The 20,769-nt window shown below is 34.3% G+C and carries 21 protein-coding genes, 1 tRNA gene and 3 pseudogenes; 3 read left to right on the forward strand and 22 right to left on the reverse strand.

Features of this window, described 5'->3' with window-relative positions; all coding sequences use genetic code 11:
- Window positions 1-6: 6 nt before the first annotated feature.
- From asnB to GKR88_17885, 17 genes and pseudogenes are all read right to left on the reverse strand, one after another.
- Window positions 7-2,037 (reverse strand): asparagine synthase (glutamine-hydrolyzing), encoded by a 2,031-nt coding sequence (gene asnB / locus GKR88_17805; GenBank protein QMU65950.1) that lies wholly within the window; start codon window positions 2,035-2,037, stop codon window positions 7-9.
- Between the two features lie 39 nt (window positions 2,038-2,076).
- On the reverse strand, window positions 2,077-3,105 hold the full coding sequence (locus GKR88_17810; protein ID QMU65951.1) for a hypothetical protein: 1,029 nt from the start codon (window positions 3,103-3,105) through the stop codon (window positions 2,077-2,079).
- A gap of 5 nt (window positions 3,106-3,110) precedes the next feature.
- Window positions 3,111-3,386: an acyl carrier protein gene (locus GKR88_17815; GenBank protein QMU65952.1), complete on the reverse strand. Its 276-nt coding sequence runs from the start codon at window positions 3,384-3,386 to the stop codon at window positions 3,111-3,113.
- 581 nt (window positions 3,387-3,967) lie between these two features.
- On the reverse strand, window positions 3,968-4,411 hold the full coding sequence (locus GKR88_17820; protein ID QMU65953.1) for a hypothetical protein: 444 nt from the start codon (window positions 4,409-4,411) through the stop codon (window positions 3,968-3,970).
- Between the two features lie 76 nt (window positions 4,412-4,487).
- The gene (locus GKR88_17825; protein ID QMU65954.1) at window positions 4,488-5,099 is read right to left on the reverse strand and encodes an IS630 family transposase; all 612 of its coding nucleotides are present in this window, start codon (window positions 5,097-5,099) and stop codon (window positions 4,488-4,490) included.
- Entirely contained in the window at window positions 5,053-5,520 is a 468-nt protein-coding gene (locus tag GKR88_17830; GenBank protein ID QMU65955.1) for a helix-turn-helix domain-containing protein, read from the reverse strand. Before GKR88_17830 ends, GKR88_17825 begins: the two co-directional genes overlap by 47 nt.
- A gap of 609 nt (window positions 5,521-6,129) precedes the next feature.
- Window positions 6,130-6,204: transfer RNA gene (locus tag GKR88_17835), tRNA-Pro, on the reverse strand.
- Between the two features lie 47 nt (window positions 6,205-6,251).
- Window positions 6,252-7,553 (reverse strand): deoxyribodipyrimidine photo-lyase, encoded by a 1,302-nt coding sequence (locus tag GKR88_17840; protein QMU65956.1) that lies wholly within the window; start codon window positions 7,551-7,553, stop codon window positions 6,252-6,254.
- 3 nt (window positions 7,554-7,556) lie between these two features.
- Window positions 7,557-8,021, reverse strand: a complete 465-nt coding sequence (locus GKR88_17845; protein ID QMU65957.1) for a cell division inhibitor — start codon at window positions 8,019-8,021, stop codon at window positions 7,557-7,559.
- Between the two features lies 1 nt (window position 8,022).
- Window positions 8,023-8,482, reverse strand: a pseudogene (locus GKR88_17850) (tryptophan-rich sensory protein).
- Entirely contained in the window at window positions 8,482-8,652 is a 171-nt protein-coding gene (locus tag GKR88_17855; GenBank protein ID QMU65958.1) for a Lacal_2735 family protein, read from the reverse strand. The pseudogene GKR88_17850 and the gene GKR88_17855 overlap by 1 nt, the downstream one beginning before the upstream one ends.
- A 3-nt stretch (window positions 8,653-8,655) precedes the next feature.
- Window positions 8,656-9,129 (reverse strand): glutathione peroxidase, encoded by a 474-nt coding sequence (locus GKR88_17860; GenBank protein QMU65959.1) that lies wholly within the window; start codon window positions 9,127-9,129, stop codon window positions 8,656-8,658.
- Between the two features lie 153 nt (window positions 9,130-9,282).
- Window positions 9,283-9,969 carry an SDR family oxidoreductase gene (locus GKR88_17865; protein ID QMU65960.1) on the reverse strand — a complete coding sequence of 229 codons (687 nt, stop codon included), beginning with the start codon at window positions 9,967-9,969 and terminating at the stop codon, window positions 9,283-9,285.
- A gap of 4 nt (window positions 9,970-9,973) precedes the next feature.
- Window positions 9,974-10,198 (reverse strand): hypothetical protein, encoded by a 225-nt coding sequence (locus tag GKR88_17870; protein QMU65961.1) that lies wholly within the window; start codon window positions 10,196-10,198, stop codon window positions 9,974-9,976.
- Between the two features lie 284 nt (window positions 10,199-10,482).
- On the reverse strand, window positions 10,483-10,626 hold the full coding sequence (locus GKR88_17875; protein ID QMU65962.1) for a hypothetical protein: 144 nt from the start codon (window positions 10,624-10,626) through the stop codon (window positions 10,483-10,485).
- 307 nt (window positions 10,627-10,933) lie between these two features.
- Window positions 10,934-12,250: an AarF/ABC1/UbiB kinase family protein gene (locus tag GKR88_17880; GenBank protein QMU65963.1), complete on the reverse strand. Its 1,317-nt coding sequence runs from the start codon at window positions 12,248-12,250 to the stop codon at window positions 10,934-10,936.
- Between the two features lie 5 nt (window positions 12,251-12,255).
- The gene (locus GKR88_17885) at window positions 12,256-12,912 is read right to left on the reverse strand and encodes a TetR/AcrR family transcriptional regulator (protein ID QMU65964.1); all 657 of its coding nucleotides are present in this window, start codon (window positions 12,910-12,912) and stop codon (window positions 12,256-12,258) included.
- A gap of 206 nt (window positions 12,913-13,118) precedes the next feature.
- Between GKR88_17885 and GKR88_17890 the strand changes: the two are divergent.
- Window positions 13,119-14,299 (forward strand): annotated as a pseudogene (locus GKR88_17890) (IS3 family transposase).
- On the opposite strand, the gene GKR88_17895 reads toward GKR88_17890, so the two are convergent.
- Window positions 14,288-14,566: a hypothetical protein gene (locus GKR88_17895; protein ID QMU65965.1), complete on the reverse strand. Its 279-nt coding sequence runs from the start codon at window positions 14,564-14,566 to the stop codon at window positions 14,288-14,290. The pseudogene GKR88_17890 and the gene GKR88_17895 sit on opposite strands and share 12 nt — an antisense overlap.
- Window positions 14,567-14,944: 378 nt before the next feature.
- Here GKR88_17895 and GKR88_17900 point away from each other — a divergent pair, with 378 nt between their 5' ends.
- Window positions 14,945-15,553, forward strand: coding sequence for an alpha/beta hydrolase (locus tag GKR88_17900; protein QMU65966.1), 609 nt, complete (start codon window positions 14,945-14,947; stop codon window positions 15,551-15,553).
- A gap of 212 nt (window positions 15,554-15,765) precedes the next feature.
- Window positions 15,766-16,713, forward strand: coding sequence for a thioredoxin-disulfide reductase (gene trxB / locus GKR88_17905; GenBank protein QMU65967.1), 948 nt, complete (start codon window positions 15,766-15,768; stop codon window positions 16,711-16,713).
- A 137-nt stretch (window positions 16,714-16,850) separates the two neighbouring features.
- Here the strand turns inward: trxB and GKR88_17910 are convergent, their stop codons facing one another.
- The 4 genes and pseudogenes from GKR88_17910 to GKR88_17925 form a co-directional block, all read right to left on the reverse strand.
- Window positions 16,851-18,653, reverse strand: coding sequence for an acyl-CoA dehydrogenase (locus GKR88_17910; GenBank protein ID QMU65968.1), 1,803 nt, complete (start codon window positions 18,651-18,653; stop codon window positions 16,851-16,853).
- Window positions 18,654-18,722: 69 nt separating this feature from the next.
- Window positions 18,723-19,070 (reverse strand): annotated as a pseudogene (locus GKR88_17915) (four helix bundle protein).
- A 67-nt stretch (window positions 19,071-19,137) separates the two neighbouring features.
- Window positions 19,138-20,331 carry an acetyl-CoA C-acyltransferase gene (locus GKR88_17920; GenBank protein QMU65969.1) on the reverse strand — a complete coding sequence of 398 codons (1,194 nt, stop codon included), beginning with the start codon at window positions 20,329-20,331 and terminating at the stop codon, window positions 19,138-19,140.
- Between the two features lie 40 nt (window positions 20,332-20,371).
- Window positions 20,372-20,728, reverse strand: coding sequence for a four helix bundle protein (locus GKR88_17925; protein QMU66771.1), 357 nt, complete (start codon window positions 20,726-20,728; stop codon window positions 20,372-20,374).
- Window positions 20,729-20,769 lie beyond the last annotated feature (41 nt).

A 20,769-nucleotide genomic window follows, 5' to 3' on the forward strand; every position in this document is an offset into this window, starting at 1 on the left:
ACTTCTCTAAAATTGTCTTTCACTAAGTATTTGGTGGTCTAATTCTTTTGGTTTGCCAAGATTTCTTCCATCAATGACCCGTAGATATTTTCCATACCTGTTTTCTTTTGTAATGGTATTTGATACAATAAATAAACGATGGAGCGATATAGTTGATAATAACAGTATGAAAGCTTGATCTTCGCGTGGACTGATGTTTTCATTGGATGTGTTTAACAATTTTTTTACAAACTGACCGACTCTTTTTTCATCAAAAATTCCACAATTTAATATGCTCTCAGAAGAGAGTAAATCATTCATAAAGTCAGAATAACGGCGATCTAAAAACACAGCACTGTCTGGTGCCCTATATGGTTGTTTGTGACGGTTGATGATACTTTCTGGTAGTTGATTGCGAAAAATTTCTTTCAAAATATATTTTTCCTGGCCCTTTTCTGATAAGCGAAACTTATGGGGTAATCTCCAAGCTGTTTCTACTACATTTTTATCGAGAAACGGACAGCGACTTTCTAAGCTATGGGCAGAAGACATTCTATCCCCTTGTGAAGACAAAAGGTAACCCCCTAAGAGTGTCCAAAATTCTAGTACCTGTGCTTTGGTTAAAGGGTGTTTGTTATTGAGATCAGGATAGACAGATAGCATGGTATCAGCTAAAGTGTTATTTATATGATTTGACATGCCATTGATATCCAGCAATTTTTGGGAAAAGCCCCCGTTGGAAAAACGAGGTTCATGAGAAAATAATGGTGGTGTTTGTTCTTTTGTGAATCTGCGATAAAAATTTACCAGAGTCAACCTGCGCTCTTCGTTGAAATGATCCAGATAAGGATACAATCCGGAGGTGTGTTTCAGGATTTCATGATCACTAAGACCTTTGCTCATTTGATGGCGTAATAAGGTCTCTTTAAAAATATTGTAACCTAAAAAACTTTCATCGGCTCCCTCTCCAGTCAATACTACTTTAATTCCATTTTTGTTGACCAACTCAGACAATAGTAACATAGGCACAGGTGCTGTTCTGAACAGTGCTGTTTCCGCATGCCAGATGGCTTTTTCAAAATTTGAAACAATATCTTTATTGTGAATGCGAATGCTATGGTGCTGTGTTCCCAAATATGTTGCCAGTTCTTGTTGATAACTGGTTTCATCATAGGTCGAATCTGCGAATTCAATAGAAAAAGTGTGTAAAGGTTTTGTAGTTGCTTGTTTGGCGAGTAATGTGGTAATTGAGGAATCGATACCTCCACTCAAATAGGCCCCCACTTCAACATCGCTACGCAAACGGATTTGCACACTTCTTTTCAGGCTCTTATACACTATTTTTTTTGCTTCTTCAAAATTTTCGGTTGACCGGCTGTCATTAATCGGTAAATAATAATAAGGTGAGATTTTTAGTGAACCATTATAATAGACTCCGTAATGCCCCGGAGGCAATGATCTGACGCCTTGAAAGCAACTTTTGTCGTAGGGAAGAGCCCAATGCTGAAACAAGTGACTAATGGCATCGGTGTCAAAATCTCGTTTAATGAAAGGTAACCTGAAAAGAGATTTAATTTCAGATGTACAATAAATACCATTTTCATCATTCAGATAAAATAACGGGCGTTCACCAAAAGGATCTCTGGCAAAGGTAAGGCATTTTTCATAACTGTCATAAAACAAAAAACTGAACTGCCCGTTTAAGTGAGATAGGCAGTTAATTCCCCATTTTATTAAAGCATTTAAAAGTACCTCTGTATCCGAATTTGTCCTGAAAGTACATCCTTGGCGTAATAGCTTGTCACGTAATTCAATATAATTGAAAATTTCTCCGTTGTATACCAGCCAATATCTTTTATTCTCATCACTCATGGGCTGAAGGCCATGGTCTATATCAATAATGGCCAAGCGTGCTGAGCCTAATCCTGCAATATGATCAAAAAAAATTCCACCTTGATCGGGGCCGCGGTGATGTATTGCAGAGATCATGGAAGTAAGCCACTCAACAAATTGAGAAGAGTTTCTTTTTGGAGCCAAAAAACCTGCGATACCGCACATTGTATTTAGAGGGTTAGGGGTCAAACTATTTTATCTTAATCAATCAAATGATACCGATACTTCTTTTTTATCTATCTCAAGCTTTTGCATAATATTGCTAAACTGCTCCATTTCAGGCGATTCGTCAACTTTAATCAATCCCTCTTCTCTGCTCATCAATCCTTTTCGGACTTGGTCCGCTATATCCCATGTATAAGGGTGAAATTTGTGCTTGTTCAAATGCCAGTAGACACCAAAGTCATTCAGTAAGCAATTGCTTGAGTTTTTACCAGTATCTTTAGGCATCGTCCAACCAAACGTACTGATCTTTTTTATGATCTCCTTTTCTTTGTAGCGAATAGAAATAAGCGGGTTGATAACATACAATGGTGTTTGGTTTTCTGAAAGTTCTGCTGCTTTTACCGAAAAGAAACGTTCTGCATCTTTCCCCAGTCTTTTTAAGTATTGATTGGGCATATTAACATGGTTTCTAATATCAATTTCCATGATGGCAGTACCAGCTGGAACCTGACCGCCAATATAACCTCCTGCAATCAAATGGCATTTATGTTGCAGTGCTGTCTTAATCATATGCTTATTGATTAGATTTATACAGGAATTACAAACCGAACTTGCTCTTTTAATACTTGCTTTTACATGCAATTCACCGCTCAAGCTTTTCTTGTATAAATCTTTCATAAACTCAAAAGCGGGCTTAAAAAAAACATGGTCAACATTTAGCCGATCTGTTAAAATCCGGCAATTTTCTAAGGCTTTTTCCGAGAGAAAACCATTATCAATGGTAACAGCAAGACAATTCAGTCCATAATGCTCAGACAATAGCCAGAGTGTGTAACTTGAGTCTTTACCACCGCTAAAGGCGACTATACAATCGTATTCGGATTTGGGAAGATCTGCTATTTTTTTAAACAACTCTTCCATCTCTTCCCTTATTTTTGACACACTATGGTTGGGTGGCTCGAAAAGGCAGTGATTACAAATACCGTCTTTATTGAAGCTAATGTTCGGAAAGGTACTCGGGAGAACACATTTTTTGCATCTAATTATTTTAGTAAATTTCTGTACCATGAAGATTATTTTTCAATTAATGATATCATACCTGTAATACTGGATAGGGAAGGCGATATTAATTCCTCACTACTAAATTTTTTTGAGAAATTACGTTCTATGAATGTAATTAACTCTACCAAACCAAATGAATCTATAATGCCTGTTTCGAAAAGATTGGTTTCATCATCAAGACCCTCTTCCTCAAAAGAGACAAGGAAGTTCTCTTCAATAAAAGACCTTAGAGAGGCAGAAATAGCTTTTCCATTGTAATGTGTCGTATTTTTTGTGATATTTTCCATTATTGATTAGTTAATTTTCAACTTTTACCATTTCTCTTTCAATTGTATTTATTTTCATTTTTCAAACCTATTTGCCACAGATAAAAGTATTGTATTTACATTAACTACAGTTTCATTGACCAAGTGTGAAACACATTATTGACCTAGAAAATCAAAATAAGCAATGACCTGAATTAATTAAATAAAATAGCGACCCTCATTATAGGAAATCAAAAGTGTATCCTATGTTCCATCTCGTAGTGGGAATACGGTTGGAATTCTTGCTACTCCAATAGTTTTTCGGAGTATCGTTAATTGCTTCTGAAATGTTTTGCAGGGAGAATTTCACCATTATAACTTTATTTTTAAAGGAGTTGACTTACTTATGATTTTTAGCGGTAATAGGATATGAAAATAATTGTTATAAATTTCATTAAAATTTCTTGACTGATCAAAAGAAATCATTGAATGGTACTTATATATCATTCAATGGTTTTAAATGATGATTTAATGATATATTCATTTCGGCATTGATCAACCTAAAATTGAAATATTTCTACTTATAACAATGAATTAAAAGACTTTAGATAAGTTCAATTAGATTAGCTTGACAAAACAAGATTAGCGAAGTGCTTTTTGTATTTTCTTGCGAATACAAGGGTAAAACCATCAATAGTTAATTGGTTTTTATTGAGACAAAATTTTTCCAGGTGATAAAGATTTATCAAATGACTCCTGTGTATTCTTATGAAATATTGAGGTAATTGTTCCAATAACCTACTTAGTGTAATTTTATAAAGGTATTTTTTTGATTGGGTATAAAACTCACAATAGTTGCTTTCCATCTTAACAAAGATGATGTCTTTATAATTCACTTTGTGGTAGCAGTCATTCTTTTTCAGAAAGATCGCATCCTTAAGTAAAAGTAACTGCCAAGATGTTGTCTCAATAGCTGTCTCAGCTCTGCTTGGAAGGGTTGGTGATTTTTTGGACTGATTGATTTTTTTTAAGATTGATAAAATAGCAGCAAATTCATCCATGCTCAATTGAATACTAATTTGATTTTCATTGGTTTCTATATATTAGGGTTTAAGAGGTTATTATCAAATATAGTTATACCTATTAGACTTTAAAATTACTCAAAAAAGTTTGAGTGTATAACTCATAACTTGTTATTGATTTGATAAGTTTTGGTGTTAATTGTTTGACCATCTGTGTAATTTTCTCCTGTAAGGTTTCAACATCTTTGAATAGTTTCATTACCACTTTACTTTTCATCCATTGCCATATTTTTTCAGCAGGGTTTAACTCAGGTGCGTATGGCGGTATTCTTATGAGTTTTATGTTGTCTGGGATTGTAATGTTTTGACAAGCATGGAATCCAGCATTGTCCATAATAACGATTTTGAGTTCTCTAGGGTTTTGTTTACTAAAATCTTCAAGAAAGTTTTCAAAAATGTCATTAGATACTAACGGGGTTTCCCAATAGAAACTATCTCCTGTAATGGGAGAGAAACATCCCCATAGCCATAACCATTGATAACTGTGTTGATATTGCCCTATAGGTTTAATTCCTTTGGAGACTAATACTCTTTTCTGTTTGGTCATCAATCCAAAACGAGATTCGTCTTGAAAGTAAAGATTGAAACTATCATACTTATCTTTATTTAGACTGTCTCTAATCTCACTAAGTCGATGGGGTAGTTTTTTTAAAGGCTTCCACAGCCTGCTCATCTTTTTTGTGATGTGATTTCCTTGCTACTTTCAAAACACTATGGTGGTGTACACGACAGTGCTTATAGAGTGTGGCATAGTTAATATTGGATTGGTAATGCTCCTGTACCCAGTCAAGCAGTTCTGTATAACTAGTAATCTGTGCCAGTGGGTCTGAAAGTTTCTCTGCCAATGCTTCTTTTGTACCCTGTTCTATTAAAGGAGTATTGTTACCCCCTTTATTACTGGACAATAATAACTCTAAGCCTCCATCTCTATATACCTTTATCCAGGTATAAATAGTTTTACGACAGTGCTTAAGCTTTGGAACCATATCTTTGCTGTAAATCACTTTTTTCTGATGTATCAAAAGCAACATTTTGATACGGCTTCTTTTGGTAATACTTGTTTGCTTGGGTAAGAGTTTTTTTAGTGTACTCAAACTCTATACTATGTCTATATCTATTTGCTTTGCCATGACAACAAGATATAACTTTATTGAGTAAGATCAAAGTTAAAACAGTATTATTCTAATAGCTATTGCAAATAAAATGGGGGATTTTGAAAATTAATTTGGCTTTGATTTTTGATTTTACATACTTGTTTTTATTATAGAGATTGAAAATAGAGGAATCCTTTCTTGTCTTTTCATTTTTTAGCAAGTTTGTGTACCAATTACCAAAGATTCCTTAAAATGAAAGTCACAAATATGACAAAACAAGATGGAAAAAACTAATCAAGTATAGAAAATAGTTTGGATTCTCTAAAGAATAAAGAAGGCTCTCTATCAAACATAATGAATGAACTTACGGATTACATCATAATTATAGTCACTGTTTTTTGTTGAGTCATTAGAGGGCTAAAAAAAATTTTAATTCCAACCGGTGTGTAGTCCACAAAAGCTGAATTTTTTGTGTTTTGAATTATGGATATTTTTTTCTTCTGAAAATGAATCCAGTTGCAAAAAAGGTTAAACATCCGTGCCACAAATTTGACACACTTATTTTTTGAAGTCTTCCGAACACCTTATAAACAAAGGATTTAAAAGTTGTCGGGATGAGAGGATTCGAACCTCCGATCTCTGGTCCCCCAGACCAGCACTTTAACCGGACTAAGCTACATCCCGATTTTGCACAGCAAATATAGATGTACATTTATAAATCTGCAAAAATTTTAGTCTAAAGCTTTTTTATATGTTCTGATAAACCTTTCTCTTGCCTGTTTATGGTCAACGATTTGAGCAGGATATGTCAGCTCCTGAAAATCCGGCACCCATTTTTTTATGTATGCGAATTGTGCATCAAACTTTTGGATTTGGGTAGTCGGATTAAAAATTCTAAAATACGGAGCGGCATCTACGCCGCAGCCGGCAACCCACTGCCAATTGCCTACATTGCTTGCCATTTCATAGTCGTGTAGTTTTTCTGCAAAATAGGCTTCGCCCCAACGCCAGTCTATCAACAAATGCTTGCATAAAAAGCTGCCTGCAACCATTCTAACCCGGTTATGCATAAATCCTGTTTGATTTAATTGCCGCATTCCGGCATCTACTAAGGGATAGCCGGTTTTTCCCTCACACCATTTTTTAAATTCTTCCTCATTATTTCGCCATTCAATACGTTCGTATTTTTGTTTAAAACATTTTTTTGATGTATGCGGGAAATGCCATAATATTTGCATGAAAAACTCTCTCCAAATCAATTCTTTTAAAAATACATCGTGGTATTGCTTTGCTCCTTTTGCAGTTATTTTTCGGATACTTACCGTGCCAAATCGCAGGTGTGGCCCCAGTCTTGAAGTTTGATCCAGAGCAGGATAATTTCTGGTAGCTTCATATTCGTCAATGAGCAGCGTATCAATATGAGCATCTTTTACTTTTATTTTGGACGGGTAAAACCCCATATCCTTGATACTTACTGAGGGGATTTTTTGATTTTTTAAAAATTGACCGATTAAATTTTCCGAAGGATAAAACCCGGTTTTTTGTAATTCGTATTTTTCCAGCCATTTTTTTGAATAGGGTGTGTATACAACATACGGTGTATGATCCGGTTTCAGGATTTCCTCTTTTTCAAAAATCACCTGATCTTTAAAACTGTGAAAGGAGATACTTTTTAATTGCAGGTATTCTTTTATTTTCTGATCTCTCTGTAAGGCATAAGGCTCATAATCGTGATTTGTATATACGGATGCTATTTCAAATTCTTTCAACAAACTTTGAAAAATCTCCAAAGGTTTGCCAAAATAGGTAGCGATTCCTGTTTGATATTTTTCTAATTTTTTGTTTAATTTTTTTAACTCATCATATATAAAGCTTACTCTGGCATCATTTTCAGGTAATTTTTCCAGGATATGTATGTCAAAAATAAAAATGGGGAGTACCGGTACTTTTGAATGTAAGGCATGAAATAGCCCTGTATTATCCGCTAGTCTCAGATCTCTTCTAAACCAAAAAACAGAAATCTTTTTCACGATAGATTATTTATATTCTCCAAATAAAGCTATGAGTTTTTGCTGCCTGTATGCAAAGATTTCTTCCAGCTTTGGTTTTATTAAAAAAGGATGAAATATTTGGCCGAATATTCCAAAAGGAAGTTTATAATCAACAATATCTTCCATTTCAACGCCGCCTTTTATCGCTCTGATAAAATGCTTATGGTGCCACAAAGAATAGGGGCCAAAACGTTGCTCATCAACAAAATACTTTTTATCCGTAACCTGTGTTATTTCTGTAACCCATGTTGTTTTAATACCGAAGACAGGAGTTACGGTATATTGAATGATCTGTCCGGCGAACATGGGTCTGTCTGCTCCGGAGAGCACCTCAAAATTCATATCATCCGGAGTAATGATTTTTAGATTTGCCGGGTTTGATAAAAATTCCCATGCTTCATCCGCAGAAACAGGCAGGTTTTGTTTTTTATGGAGTGTATATATTTTCATATTAATTATGAATAAGAATATACATATTTAACGATGTAGCTATGCATAGCCATATGATATAGGGTAGCAGCAAAAAAGTATAATTATGAACTTTCTTCTTGAAAAAAAAAAAAGAAAATCAACGAAGTTAGAAGTACAAGAATAATTAATCCGATTAAAACCTGGTGTTGATTGAAAAAAATATAATTCCAACTCACATTTAAGATAACCTGTATGATAAACAAGAAAAGTAGGTTTTTTGAATAATGCTTTTTAAATAATTCGGCCAGATAGATTGAAAAACAAATCATTATAGTTGTCCATGCCACCCCAAAAACCCATCCCGGCGGTGTCCAGGGAGCTTTATTTAATCCCTGATACCACGATGTCATCGGGCCATTATTCATTAACCAACTACCAACAGCTAATCCACCGAAGTTGATGAATAGAAATACTATCAAATATTTTATTTTTGTCTTCATTAACCTTTTTTCAGTACATCAATTTTATTGAGAATATGTTGTGCTTCTCCATATTTTTGGTCACTGGCACGTCTGTTTACAGACTGTAAATGATAAGCTTCTTTGGTTAGCTTCTGGTATTTTTTCCGTAGTTTTTCCAGTTCGGTTTTCTTTTTAAATAACCCAAACATAATCTATTGTAAATATTTTTTGATTTTTGAACTTGTAGGCGATGTTATGGAATAAAAATAATCGATTAACCGACCATTTTCATTTACTAAATATTTTTGAAAATTCCATTTTACAGAAGAATTCTTTTTCCCGTTATGTATTTTCTTTGTGAGCCAAGTATATAAAGAATGCTGATTTTTCCCTTTGACGTCAATTTTTTCGGTAATCAAAAAAGAAACCCCATAGTTTATTTTACAGAACTTTTGGATTTCTTCGGAAGTTCCCGGTTCTTGTTTCCCAAATTGATTGCATGGTATTCCTATTACTACTAAAATATTTTGATACGTTTCATATAATTCTTGTAAAGCTTTATACTGAGGTGTAAATCCACATTCGGAGGCTACATTTACAAATAAGATTTTTTTGCCTTTAAAATCCGAAAAATGTATCGTTTCGCCTTGTAGCGATTTTATTGATATGTTGTAAATAGAATCCATATTTTAGGTGTTATATCCGTAGTAATACAGTTTAAAGTTGAAAAGTTAGAAAGCTGAAAAGAGTAAAAGTCATTTGAGAATGCTCAACTTTCAAACTGTGTTTTTTAAGGAAAGTAAAAGTTAAAATAGTATGAATCATACGCTAGTTACTTTTTATATTTTAAAACTAACGATACCACAATCCATTTCAAAAATTTGACCTGACATGGAACCGGCTTTTTCCGATAGTAAAAAAGTTGCCATATCTGCCACTTCTTCGGGATGTAAGAATTTTTTTAACGGATGTCGTTGTTGAATGGTCTCAATCGCTTTGTCATTTCTTAAGATTTTGGCAGCCATAGTTGTATCTGTAATCGTAGGAGCTATGGCATTTATTCTAATAGTAGGAGCCAGTTCTGCTCCTAACGATTTTACAAGGCCTTCAACTCCGGATTTTGATGTAGCAATACTTGCGTGAAAAGGCATCCCTAATTTTGAAGCTACTGTGCTAAATAGCAAAATAGAAGGATGTTTTCCTTTTTTTAAAACCGGAAGATATTTTTGAATTGCTTTAACGGCTCCAAGTACATTAATTTCAAAATCGTTTCTAAAATCGTCAATGCTTAAACGGGAAATAGGTTTTAGATTGATATTGCCCGGACAGTAAATTAATTTATCTGCGGAGGTTACATCGGGCAAGATATCCTCCAGTACATCACAGAAATAATGCGTTGCATTAACATGACTTACATCAGGAAAGGTTCTACTAATACTGATAACTTTTTGGTCATTTTCCAGCAACTTTTTTAAAATAGCGTTGCCTATCCCTTTACTGCCACCAACAATAATAGTTTCGCTCATTTTATTATGCTGCCGTGGGTCTGCCTTTTAGCCTTTTTTCTATTTTTTGCTTGATAACTGTCAACCTTTTCATAATATCCATAAGATTCGCATCTTTTGTTTCTTTATATATCTCATTGATAGATAATATTAAGCCTTTCACTTCTCTGGATGCTAAAATACGATCGCTTGTAGTTACAAATTTGTGTTTTCTGTTTTCAAACTCCAGGGCTTTTTCAACGATATCCATAAATTGATTATTTGTAAATGTTACTTATATTTTCAGAACTACCTAGTTATAATCTATATAAAGATACTATAACCTGTATAGGTCTGAATTTTGGAAGATACGTATAAATATTTAGTCTTTATAATTAAAAATGTATTTTTTGTAATTAAACTACATATCTTACTCACCTCAAAGATAAAAAATGTTTAAACAAATAAAAAATAAGTTAAACAAAAATTAACAAAATATTATCATTTTTTTATAATTTAATTTCACAGATTGATAAAGAACTCATTTAAACTTTTTCAATTTGCTAAAAAATTACTGTTTTCCGCTCTGTTTTTGTCTTTTTTTCCTTCCGTAGTGCTGCTATGCAACTCAAAAAATCCTTCAACAGCCCTAAAAACTTCTAATTTTCGCTTAAATCCAAAAAGTTTAAATGAGTTCAAAGTTATTGAATGTTTGTTTAGGTACTTACGAAGAATCATTAGAACATTTTTTTCAATCCTTTGAATCCTTCAATCTTTGAATCCATTGAATATAAAAAACCAAAAACCTCCAATATGCAGTTAAAAAAGATTATTAGGAGGCTTTTGCAAAATAGTGATATATTCCGTATTGAAATTGATTTGGCTTCAAATTTCTTCCTTCTCGAAAATTTTAAATCCTCAAAACCAATGAGTTATTCCGTTTGAAAATTTTCTTCGGGTGTCAAACTTTTTTACCAAATCAATTTTGCGAAGGTCTCATTAGGTGTCATAACGGAAGATTAATAAAATTATGAACTTTTATATTTTTTGCTTTTAGGTCAAACATCAGGTTATATAAACCAAAAAAAGTTCTGTTCATATAGATAAAATGCTTTGAGCCTCTATTTCCATTCATTTTTCGTAATTCGGTATTTTTACCGTATCGTTCGCCAAGGTCTGCAATTTTATTAAAAAAAGTAGCATCGGAGAAGTCAAAAACGGCTGTATTAAAAGGTTGCGTAAATAAACTTAACAGTTCATGGAACATCTCTGTAAAAAATGAAATTTCTTCGGGAGAGTCGTCTGCTCTTAAAATTTCCAGCTCGTATAACTTTTTGGTAAAGAATTCGGTATCTGTTAAGTTATCCTTTGAGGCCAGTTCAAAATAGGGGGTATAAAAATGATTGGGAATTGCTTTCATACAACCAAAATCGAGGGCAATTAGCGTTTTTTCTTTAGATACCAGAAAATTACCCGGATGCGGATCAGCATGAACTTTTCTTATATGGTGAATTTGATACATATAGAAATCCCAGAGTGCTTGTCCTAATTTGTTTGATAATTCCTGGTCTTTGTTATGCTTGGTAAATTCGGAAAGGTGTTCACCTTTCATCCAATCCATTGTAATGATTCTATCTGATGATAATTCCGGATAATAATTTGGAAATATAAGATTAGGTATGTGTTTGCATTTGTCTGCGATTTCCTGACTTTGCTGAACTTCCAATATATAGTTGGTTTCTTCCGTTAATTTGTTTTCAATCTCTTTAAAGTATTTTTCGGAACCTTTTCCTCTGATATTAAACATTTTTGTGGCGATGGGTTTTACCAAAGCCAGATCTGACGCAATGCTTTCTGCCACTCCCGGGTATTGGATTTTAACGGCTAATTTCTTCCCGTATTTTTCCGCAGCATGCACCTGCCCTATGCTGGCAGCATTCACAGATGTTGCATTGAATTTATCATAGATGTCATCAGGATGTTTTCCAAAATATTTTTTAAATGTTTTGATAACCAGAGCAGGAGATAACGGAGGGACAGAAAATTGTGCCAGTGAGAATTTCTCCACATAAGCTTGCGGCAAGATACTCTTTTCCATACTTAGCATTTGTGCAACTTTCAAGGCGCTTCCTTTTAATTTTTTTAGGCCGTCATAAATATCTTCTGCATTGTTTTGATTTAATCGATTTTTGGCTTCTTCTTCGGATTTGGTAATCTTATCACCGTAATATTTTATATAGTTCACACCAACTTTTGCTCCGGTTTGCACCAAATTTGTGGCACGTTGGATTTTAGAAGTAGGTATTTTATCAATGGTTTTCATACAAATTAATTCATATGAATTTTTTCTTTGAACAAGAATTTCCCCAGATCGATTACGCTTTTGAAGGGAGTTATATTCATCAAATCAAAACTGGCATTTATTGATTTTTCTATGAAAATATCTGTCTTTTCAAAAGCAGGCGAAGAGTCTTCTAACCAAAATTTAATAGTAGCCAGCAATTGAATCCAGGCAGATTCTTTAATTCCTCGATGTTGTAATTTCTCTAAGCGTTCTTCTTTCAAATCAATGATTTCTATATCCAAACTTTCTATAAATTCGGAAAAAGATCTTTTTAATTCCGATAAAGTTTTGAGCGTTTTTAATTGATCTTTTTTATTTTTTAGTGCATAAACCACATAGCTTCTATTGGCTGTTAAATTCTCAAAAAAAGTGTAATAAAAACTGAGTAATTTATTGCGAGCATCAAAATTCTTATCATCATTATTTTTTTGCAACAGGTTAGCGGTGTTGTCAAAAAAAGCTTTGAAAATTTCTTTTTCAAGAGCTTCAAAAGATCCGAAATATCGGTAGAACACAGCTTCATCAAAATGGTTCACTTTGGCAAAATGGAATACAGAGTCGGGTTGTTTATTATACTCTAATACGTATTCCATGTACCATGAAATCATATTGTCTTTTGTGATATTTTTCTTTTTTGCCATGATATGATAATTATATTTACAAAAATATAAAATGTTCAATCAAATAACAAAATAATTAAACAAAATTTTGTTAAAATTTAAACGCCTCGAGAAAGAAGTCAAACTTAAATGTGCATCACTATTTGTAGCATACCGGACTTGAACTTACTACATTAGCCTGGACATAAAGGAGCGAGATTTAGAGTTAACGTAATTAACTTTGAATTATGAAAAAACAAAAACGTAATTACAGTCCCACATTTAAACAAAAAGCTGTAGAATTAAGTTATGCCCGCGGCAATGTAAAACAGGTTTGCCAGGAATTAGATATTCCTTATTTGGTTCTATTTCGTTGGCGTAGAGAAGAAAAAAAGTATGGCAAAAATAGTTTTCCGGGAAAGGGTAATCCCAAGCAAACAGACGAGGAAAAAGAAATAGCTCGTTTAAAGAAACAATTACCAGATATGGAATTAGAGTGTGATATTCTAAAAAAGGCGATCAGCATCTTTTCAACGAGCGACAGGAAAAATTTAGATTTATAAAAAAGCATAAAATGAAATTTCCTGTTGAAAAGATGTGTCAAATCTTAGGTGTAAGTAAAAGCGGTTATTATAATTGGTTAAGCTCAGGTACTAGTAAATTATGGTTAGAGAACCAAAAGCTGTCCATCGAAATACATGCTATATTTGAAATGAGTCATCACAGTTATCGGTCTCCAAGAATAAAAACAGAATTAGAAGCTTTAGACTATAACGTATCAAAACCACCTGTAGCCCATATTATGAAAGCAAATCATTTGCATGCTGTAAGGACACGTAAATTTAAGGCTACCTCAGATTCAAAACACAATTACCTCATATCGCCTAATTTACTAAATCAAAATTTTAAAGTTAAACGCAAAAATCAAGTATGGGTAAGTGATATTACTTATATCCATACCAAACAGGGCTGGTTGTACTTAACCGTTATTATTGATTTATACCGTCGTAAAATAGTAGGATGGTCTTTAAGCGATAACGTAATCAAAGAAGACACCTTTGTAAAAGCTTGGAATATGGCTGTAGCCAATAATCCTATAACTAAAAAACTCATATTTCACTTTGACAGAGGTAGTCAGTAACCCAGTGAATGTTTTAGAAATATTCTAAAAAACTATAATGGATGAGTTCAGCAATCTATGAGCAGAAAAGGAAATTGCCGGGATAATGCAGGAACAGAATCTTTCTTTAAGTCTTTAAAAGTAGAATGGGTATACAAGCACAATTATCAACAAAAATCTCAAACAGAACTCTCCATTTTTGAATGGATAGAAACTTGGTACAACAAAAAAAGAAGACATTCCTATTTAAACTATAAAACTATTAACGAATTTGAATTAAATATGTATAACCAAAAGTTAGCAGCATAGTCTCTTAAATAATTGCCCTCTTTTTTGTTGCAAGTTCACCCATAAATTAAAGAGTTGCAGTAAGGCTTCGCCATAGGTAGACCTATTTTTAAGAGGAGTATTTTCTTGATTTAATGCTTCTACTTTTTCTGAGATAATCGTATTAAAATATGCTAATGAATCCTCATCCAATACATGCTTTAGTTTGATGTAACGGTAGGTATTGTAAAATTGAATTTGTTCTTCTTTTAGCACATAAGGTTCGTCAATATGAGTTCTTGTTTCCATAATAATTGAATAGTTACTTGAACAAACGTATTTATTTGATAAGCTAATTGTTTTCCATTTTAGCTGGTACTGAAACCATATATTTAAACACCCTAAGATATAAAATAATAATTTCCGAATATGATTTGAACAATTAGTAATACTAAAATTTTTAGATTTTACTGTAAGAAAAGTCAAAAAATAGCGTCTGCATAATCGTAACATAATAAAATATGAATTCTTAGGTTTGCAAAGTGATATTTCTAACCTAAAGAGGAAATGAGATATCATTTTTAAGAGTTTTATGCATTATTAGGATACATACTTTGGTTTTGTATATGGATGTATAAGATAAGAAGTATGTGCTTTTTTAGTTTAATAATTAATTAACACCATTTTATGATGAAAAAATTTGTTTTAAAAAGGTTCTCTCTTCTATTATTTGCTATGATCGTGATCAGTTGTAGTAGTGATAATACCAATACATCGACAACACAAACCCAGTTTGGAATTTTTAGAGCTGTAGATCAGACTACAGTGGAGATGAATGGTGAAATATCCAGTTCAACGTTGACTAATTTTAATAGCCTGATTCAAAATTATCCCAATATCAACAGAATAAATATGATAAATGTACCGGGGTCTTCGGATGATGATACGAATCTGCAAGTTTCTGCTTTAGTATATCAGAGAAACATAGATACTCATCTGGCTGATAATGGAGAAATTGCTTCCGGAGGTACCGACTTTTTTTTGGCCGGAAGGACAAGAACTATGGGGCAAAATGCAAGAATAGGTGTCCATTCCTGGAGTAATGGTACTCAGGAGGCAACAGATTTTCCCGTAGGACATTCCGAACATCAAAGATATATTAACTATTATGTAAGTGTTGGATTTACCCAGGCCAACGCAGAGGCATTTTACTACTATACGATTAATGCTGCTCCTGCAAGCAGTATTCATTGGATGACTGCCGCCGAAATACAACAATATGGAATTTTAAGGTAGAGCTATAGTAGTACAGCAGTAATCATAAATGTAATGCATGCTCCAAATATTGGGGCATGTTTTTTATACTGTCGAATGGAGTTGTAGGTTTAACTTTAGGTACTTGTTGATCCTCTGATTGCGAAAGTTATTATTACTAAAAATATAGTTGATTTCAATCTGGAAAAAAGTCAAAAAAAAGTACATTTGTACTCTTATAAAAATGAAAGATAATGTATGAGAACACAGAAAAAATTGAATGTTTGATTATTGGTTCGGGGCCTGCAGGTTATACCGCGGCTATTTATGCTTCCAGAGCAGATATGAATCCTGTAATGTATACAGGTTTGCAAATGGGAGGACAACTTACTACTACTACTGAAGTTGATAATTTTCCGGGTTATGCAAATGGTACTGACGGTACGACCATGATGGAAGATATTAAAAAGCAGGCAGAACGTTTTGGGACGGATGTGCGTTTTGGGATAGTAACCAAAGTTGAATTGTCAGATAAGGCGGGCGGAATTCATAAGGTGGTTGTCGACGGCACTAAGGAGATAGTGGCCGAATCTGTTATTATTTCTACAGGAGCCTCTGCAAAATATTTGGGACTGGAAAATGAACAACGTCTAATCGGCGGAGGAGTTTCTGCCTGTGCCACTTGTGACGGCTTTTTCTATAAAGCACAAGACGTTGTTGTTGTTGGTGGAGGAGATACTGCTGCCGAAGAAGCAACCTATTTGGCAAAATTATGTAATAAGGTTACCATGTTAGTACGCAGAGATGTGATGAGGGCTTCAAAAGCAATGCAGCATCGCGTAAATAAAACGGAGAATCTGGAAGTTTTATACCATACGGAATTGGATGATGTATTAGGAGAAAACACTGTTGATGGAGTGCGGGTGGTACATAATCTTACCGGGGAAAAATATGAGATTCCGGTAATGGGAGTTTTTATTGCTATCGGGCACAAACCTAATACGGATTTGTTTAAGGGTGCTATCGATATGGATGATGCAGGATATATCATTACAAAGGGAAAAAGTACGAAAACCAATATTCCCGGAGTATTTGCAGCCGGTGATGTACAGGATAAAGAGTACAGACAGGCAGTGACCGCAGCAGGAACCGGTTGTATGGCGGCACTGGATGCAGAGCGTTATTTGGCAAGTTTGAACTAGAAATCGGCCTCGAATGCTTTAATTCTGAAATTTCTTATATAAATTACAAATTTTAAATGAGTTCCTCTTCAATATCAACTGATTAAATTTAATTTTTGTGAAATTAATTTTTAGACTCAATATAATATAAAGCACGTTTAAAAACAATAGTTGTTTTCGGTTTTCATTTTTTCGGCAATCGTATTCCTCAAATCAACCACATTTGGGTAGTTTATATATTTTGTAAAACGCTTTAGACCCATTAACATCATACGTTGCTCATCGCCTTCAACAAAAGAAACAATTCCTTCTTTTCCATTTTTATTGACAATATCTACCGCATTGTACAAGTATAATTTTGCCATGGCAATTTGTCCGCTTTGAGTATTTTCTCCAAGATGTTTTGCGTTTTTTTCAGCTCTTAAAATAGCGGATTCTGCCATGTAAATTTCAATTAAGATATTAGAAGCAGCCATCAATAATTGTTGGCGTTGCTCTAAATCAGGTCCGAACTTTTGTACGGCAGCACCTGCAACCATTAGGAATACCTTTTTTAATTTGATGATCATTTCTTTTTCCTCGGAGAATAACTCCGAATAGTCCGGTGTATCAAAAGAGGGGATTCCCATCAATTCATCTGCTACCTTCGTTGCGGGATTTAACAAATCGACATGGCTTTTCATCGCTTTTTTTACTAACATTCCTACCGATAACATTCTGTTAATCTCATTAGTGCCTTCATAAATTCTGGCAATACGGGCATCTCTCCAGGCAGCTTCCATAGGAGTTTCTTCTGAGAATCCCATACCGCCAAAGATTTGGATACCTTCATCAGAGCAATTCTGAATGTCTTCGGAAACAGCTACTTTTAAAATAGAGCATTCAATAGCATATTCTTCAACTCCTTTCAATTCGGCTTCTTGGTGTGTATTTCCGTCTGCTATCCGCAGTGCAATCCTGTCTTCAATATTTTTAGCAGCTCTGTAACATGCAGATTCACCGGCATAGCAACTAGCAGCCATCTCGGCTAATTTGGTTTTTATCGCTCCAAAATCTGCAAGTGGAGTTTTGAACTGTTTACGTTCCGTAGCATATTGAACTGAATGACTGATGACTCGTCTTTGGGAATCTAAACAGGCGGCAGCTAATTTGATGCGTCCGATATTCAAGGCATTCATGGCGATTTTAAATCCACCTCCTCTCACGGATAACATATTTTCAACAGACACCATGGTATCATTAAAGAATACTTGACGGGTAGAAGAGGCGCGAATTCCTAATTTGTGCTCTTCTTCTCCCATAGTGATTCCATTATTAGGATCATTTTCTACAATAAATCCGGTGATATTTTTATCATTTTCAATTCTTGCAAAAACAATCATAACATTACAGAATCCGGCATTGGAAATCCACATTTTTTGTCCATTAATTTTGTAGAACTTTCCATCTTCCGTAAGTTCTGCTGTTGTTTTTCCGGAGTTTGCGTCAGAACCTGCAGTTGGCTCGGTCAAGCAATAGGCACCCATCCACTCGCCCGAAGCTAATTTTGGAATGTATTTTTTCTTTTGTTCTTCATTTCCGTATAAGGTAATCGGCATGGTTCCGATTCCCGTATGTGCTCCGAAAGCGGTGCTAAAAGAACCGGTTCCGCTGGAAATATATTCACAAACTAACATGGTAGAAACAAATCCCATTCCCAATCCACCGTATTCTTCAGGGACTGATACACTTAAGAAACCAAGCTCTCCTGCTTTTTTCATACAAGATGCTGTGAATTCATAATCTTTTTTCTCAAAGCGTGCTCGATGAGGAATGATTTCACGATTGTTAAATTCCATTACAGCTTCTTTCATCATTAACTGCTCTTCTGAAAAATCCTCCGGTGTGAATACGTTTTCACAATTTGTTTCTTTTATCAGGAATTGTCCTCCGCGTAAAATTTCTTTATTTGTTGTTTTCATTGTGTTATTAGGTTTTAGTAGTGTAGATATGAGTATTAAGTATTGAGATATGAGTATTAAGTACTGAGATCATAATCTTTTTTGAAAAGAATAATTCATTTTTTGTATTTCAATACACAATTTAATTACCGGTTGTGTTCTATTCTTAGTTATTAAATTTAATTCTGTTAATAAAATTAATTGTGCTTGTAATTCATATGACTAGCCATTTGCGATGCTTAGAAAATATTTAAATTCTTTTTGAGAATTTCTACCGGCCCCCTCAGCAATATTTGAAGAAATAGAAACGGCACTTCTTTTTATTTGAGATTTCAGACCAAATTTTTCATCAGAAGGTAATTCCGAAGCTAAGAAATATACAGCTTTGGTCAATTCAATTGATTTTTGACATATTTTTAAATCTTTAACCTTATGCATACTTTAAATAATTTAATATCTTATTCTCAATACTCACGCCTCAATACTAACATCTCAGTACTCAATACTAATTAAGAAACTCAAAAATCCCGGCAGCTCCCTGTCCGGTTCCTACACACATGGTTACCATACCGTATTTATTTTTCATTTCTCTTTTGCGCATTTCATCAAACAGTTGAACAGATAATTTTGCTCCCGTACAGCCCAAAGGGTGCCCTAAAGCAATGGCCCCACCGTTGACATTTATAATTTCCCGGTCTAAATCCAATGCTCTTATCACAGCCAGTGATTGAGAAGCAAAGGCCTCGTTCAGTTCAATCAGTTCGATGTTGTTTTGTTTCATTCCTGCTTGCTTTAGTGCTTTTGGAATGGCAGCAACAGGTCCAATTCCCATGATTCTGGGTTCAACACCCGCTGCGGCATAACTCACCAATCTTGCAACAGGTTCAAGGTTTAATTCTTTTACCATATCTTCACTCATTACCATTACAAATGCAGCACCGTCACTCATTTGAGATGAGTTTCCGGCAGTGACACTTCCACCGGCGGCAAATACGGGACGTAATTTAGCCAAAGCTTCTTTGTTGGTTCCTTTTCTTGGGCCCTCATCTTTCGTTACGGTATAACTTTTGGTTGTTTTTTTACCATTTTCATCTAAATAAGTTTGATTTACCATAATGGGAACGATTTGATCTTGAAAGAGATCTTCTGCCTGCGCACGTAGTGCTTTCATATGAGAATTATAAGCAAACTCATCTTGATCTTCTCTGGATACGTTAAACTGGTTTGCAACGGCTTCGGCAGTGTTTCCCATTCCCCAATAATAATCTTCATGACCGGAATTTACCAAATCGTAGTTCAACTCGGTTTTGTATCCCGTCATAGGCACGGCACTCATACTTTCCGCACCTCCGGCAATGATACAATCTGCCATTCCGGCTTGAATTTTAGCGGTTGCCATAGCAATAGTTTCTAAACCCGACGAGCAAAAACGGTTTACTGTTACTCCCGGAACATCTACACTATTCAATCCCATTAATGAAATCAAACGTGCCATGTTGAGTCCTTGAGAGCCTTCTGGCATTGCATTTCCAACGATGACATCATCAATGCGTTTTACATCCAGTTGAGGAAGTGCTTTCATCATATACTGAATAGTTTCTGCGGCCAGTTCATCTGTTCTTTTGAATCTGAACAATCCTCTTGGCGCCTTTCCGACGGCTGTTCTGTGAGCTTTTACGATATATGTTTGTTTGTTCATGTTTGTTAGGTATTGAGTATTAGGTACAAAGTATAGAGTATTAAGATGGTTTTAATGATTTTTGAAGAGAGTAATTCATTTTAGTAATGGCTACTACTTTGTTAATAATTGGGTTTACTTTTTCTTCTTTAATTAAATTTAATTTTTTTGATAGATATAATTGAGTTAATAATTCAAAAGAAGAACCGTTAGCAATTCCTAAAAACTGTCTAAATTCTCCGTTGGTATTTCTTCCGGCTCCTTCAGCAATATTTGAGGGAATTGAGGTTGCACTTCTTCTAATTTGAGATGTTAAGTTGAATTTTTCCTCTTTGGGAAAATTTTCAGAAACTTTATAACAACTCTCCACAATGGCCATTGCCTTTTGCCATATTTTTAATTGTTCAAATTTGTGCATCATACATGTTTTTCATTAGTTAATTTTTTATACTTGACTCC

Source organism: Flavobacteriaceae bacterium, assembly GCA_014075215.1.
Classification (GTDB): Bacteria; Bacteroidota; Bacteroidia; order Flavobacteriales; family Flavobacteriaceae; genus Polaribacter.

What these genes read in the sequence shown, in the direction of transcription:
- asnB (QMU65950.1), bottom strand. Translation starts at nt 2,037, where the DNA reads ATGTGCGGTATCGCAGGTTTTTTGGCTCCAAAAAGAAACTCTTCTCAA.
- GKR88_17810 (QMU65951.1), bottom strand. Translation starts at nt 3,105, where the DNA reads ATGGTACAGAAATTTACTAAAATAATTAGATGCAAAAAATGTGTTCTC.
- GKR88_17815 (QMU65952.1), bottom strand. Translation starts at nt 3,386, where the DNA reads ATGGAAAATATCACAAAAAATACGACACATTACAATGGAAAAGCTATT.
- GKR88_17825 (QMU65954.1), bottom strand. Translation starts at nt 5,099, where the DNA reads ATGAGCAGGCTGTGGAAGCCTTTAAAAAAACTACCCCATCGACTTAGT.
- GKR88_17845 (QMU65957.1), bottom strand. Translation starts at nt 8,021, where the DNA reads ATGAAAATATATACACTCCATAAAAAACAAAACCTGCCTGTTTCTGCG.
- GKR88_17855 (QMU65958.1), bottom strand. Translation starts at nt 8,652, where the DNA reads ATGTTTGGGTTATTTAAAAAGAAAACCGAACTGGAAAAACTACGGAAA.
- GKR88_17860 (QMU65959.1), bottom strand. Translation starts at nt 9,129, where the DNA reads ATGGATTCTATTTACAACATATCAATAAAATCGCTACAAGGCGAAACG.
- GKR88_17865 (QMU65960.1), bottom strand. Translation starts at nt 9,969, where the DNA reads ATGAGCGAAACTATTATTGTTGGTGGCAGTAAAGGGATAGGCAACGCT.
- GKR88_17870 (QMU65961.1), bottom strand. Translation starts at nt 10,198, where the DNA reads ATGGATATCGTTGAAAAAGCCCTGGAGTTTGAAAACAGAAAACACAAA.
- GKR88_17880 (QMU65963.1), bottom strand. Translation starts at nt 12,250, where the DNA reads ATGAAAACCATTGATAAAATACCTACTTCTAAAATCCAACGTGCCACA.
- GKR88_17885 (QMU65964.1), bottom strand. Translation starts at nt 12,912, where the DNA reads ATGGCAAAAAAGAAAAATATCACAAAAGACAATATGATTTCATGGTAC.
- GKR88_17895 (QMU65965.1), bottom strand. Translation starts at nt 14,566, where the DNA reads ATGGAAACAAGAACTCATATTGACGAACCTTATGTGCTAAAAGAAGAA.
- GKR88_17900 (QMU65966.1), top strand. Translation starts at nt 14,945, where the DNA reads ATGATGAAAAAATTTGTTTTAAAAAGGTTCTCTCTTCTATTATTTGCT.
- trxB (QMU65967.1), top strand. Translation starts at nt 15,766, where the DNA reads ATGTATGAGAACACAGAAAAAATTGAATGTTTGATTATTGGTTCGGGG.
- GKR88_17910 (QMU65968.1), bottom strand. Translation starts at nt 18,653, where the DNA reads ATGAAAACAACAAATAAAGAAATTTTACGCGGAGGACAATTCCTGATA.
- GKR88_17920 (QMU65969.1), bottom strand. Translation starts at nt 20,331, where the DNA reads ATGAACAAACAAACATATATCGTAAAAGCTCACAGAACAGCCGTCGGA.
- GKR88_17925 (QMU66771.1), bottom strand. Translation starts at nt 20,728, where the DNA reads ATGCACAAATTTGAACAATTAAAAATATGGCAAAAGGCAATGGCCATT.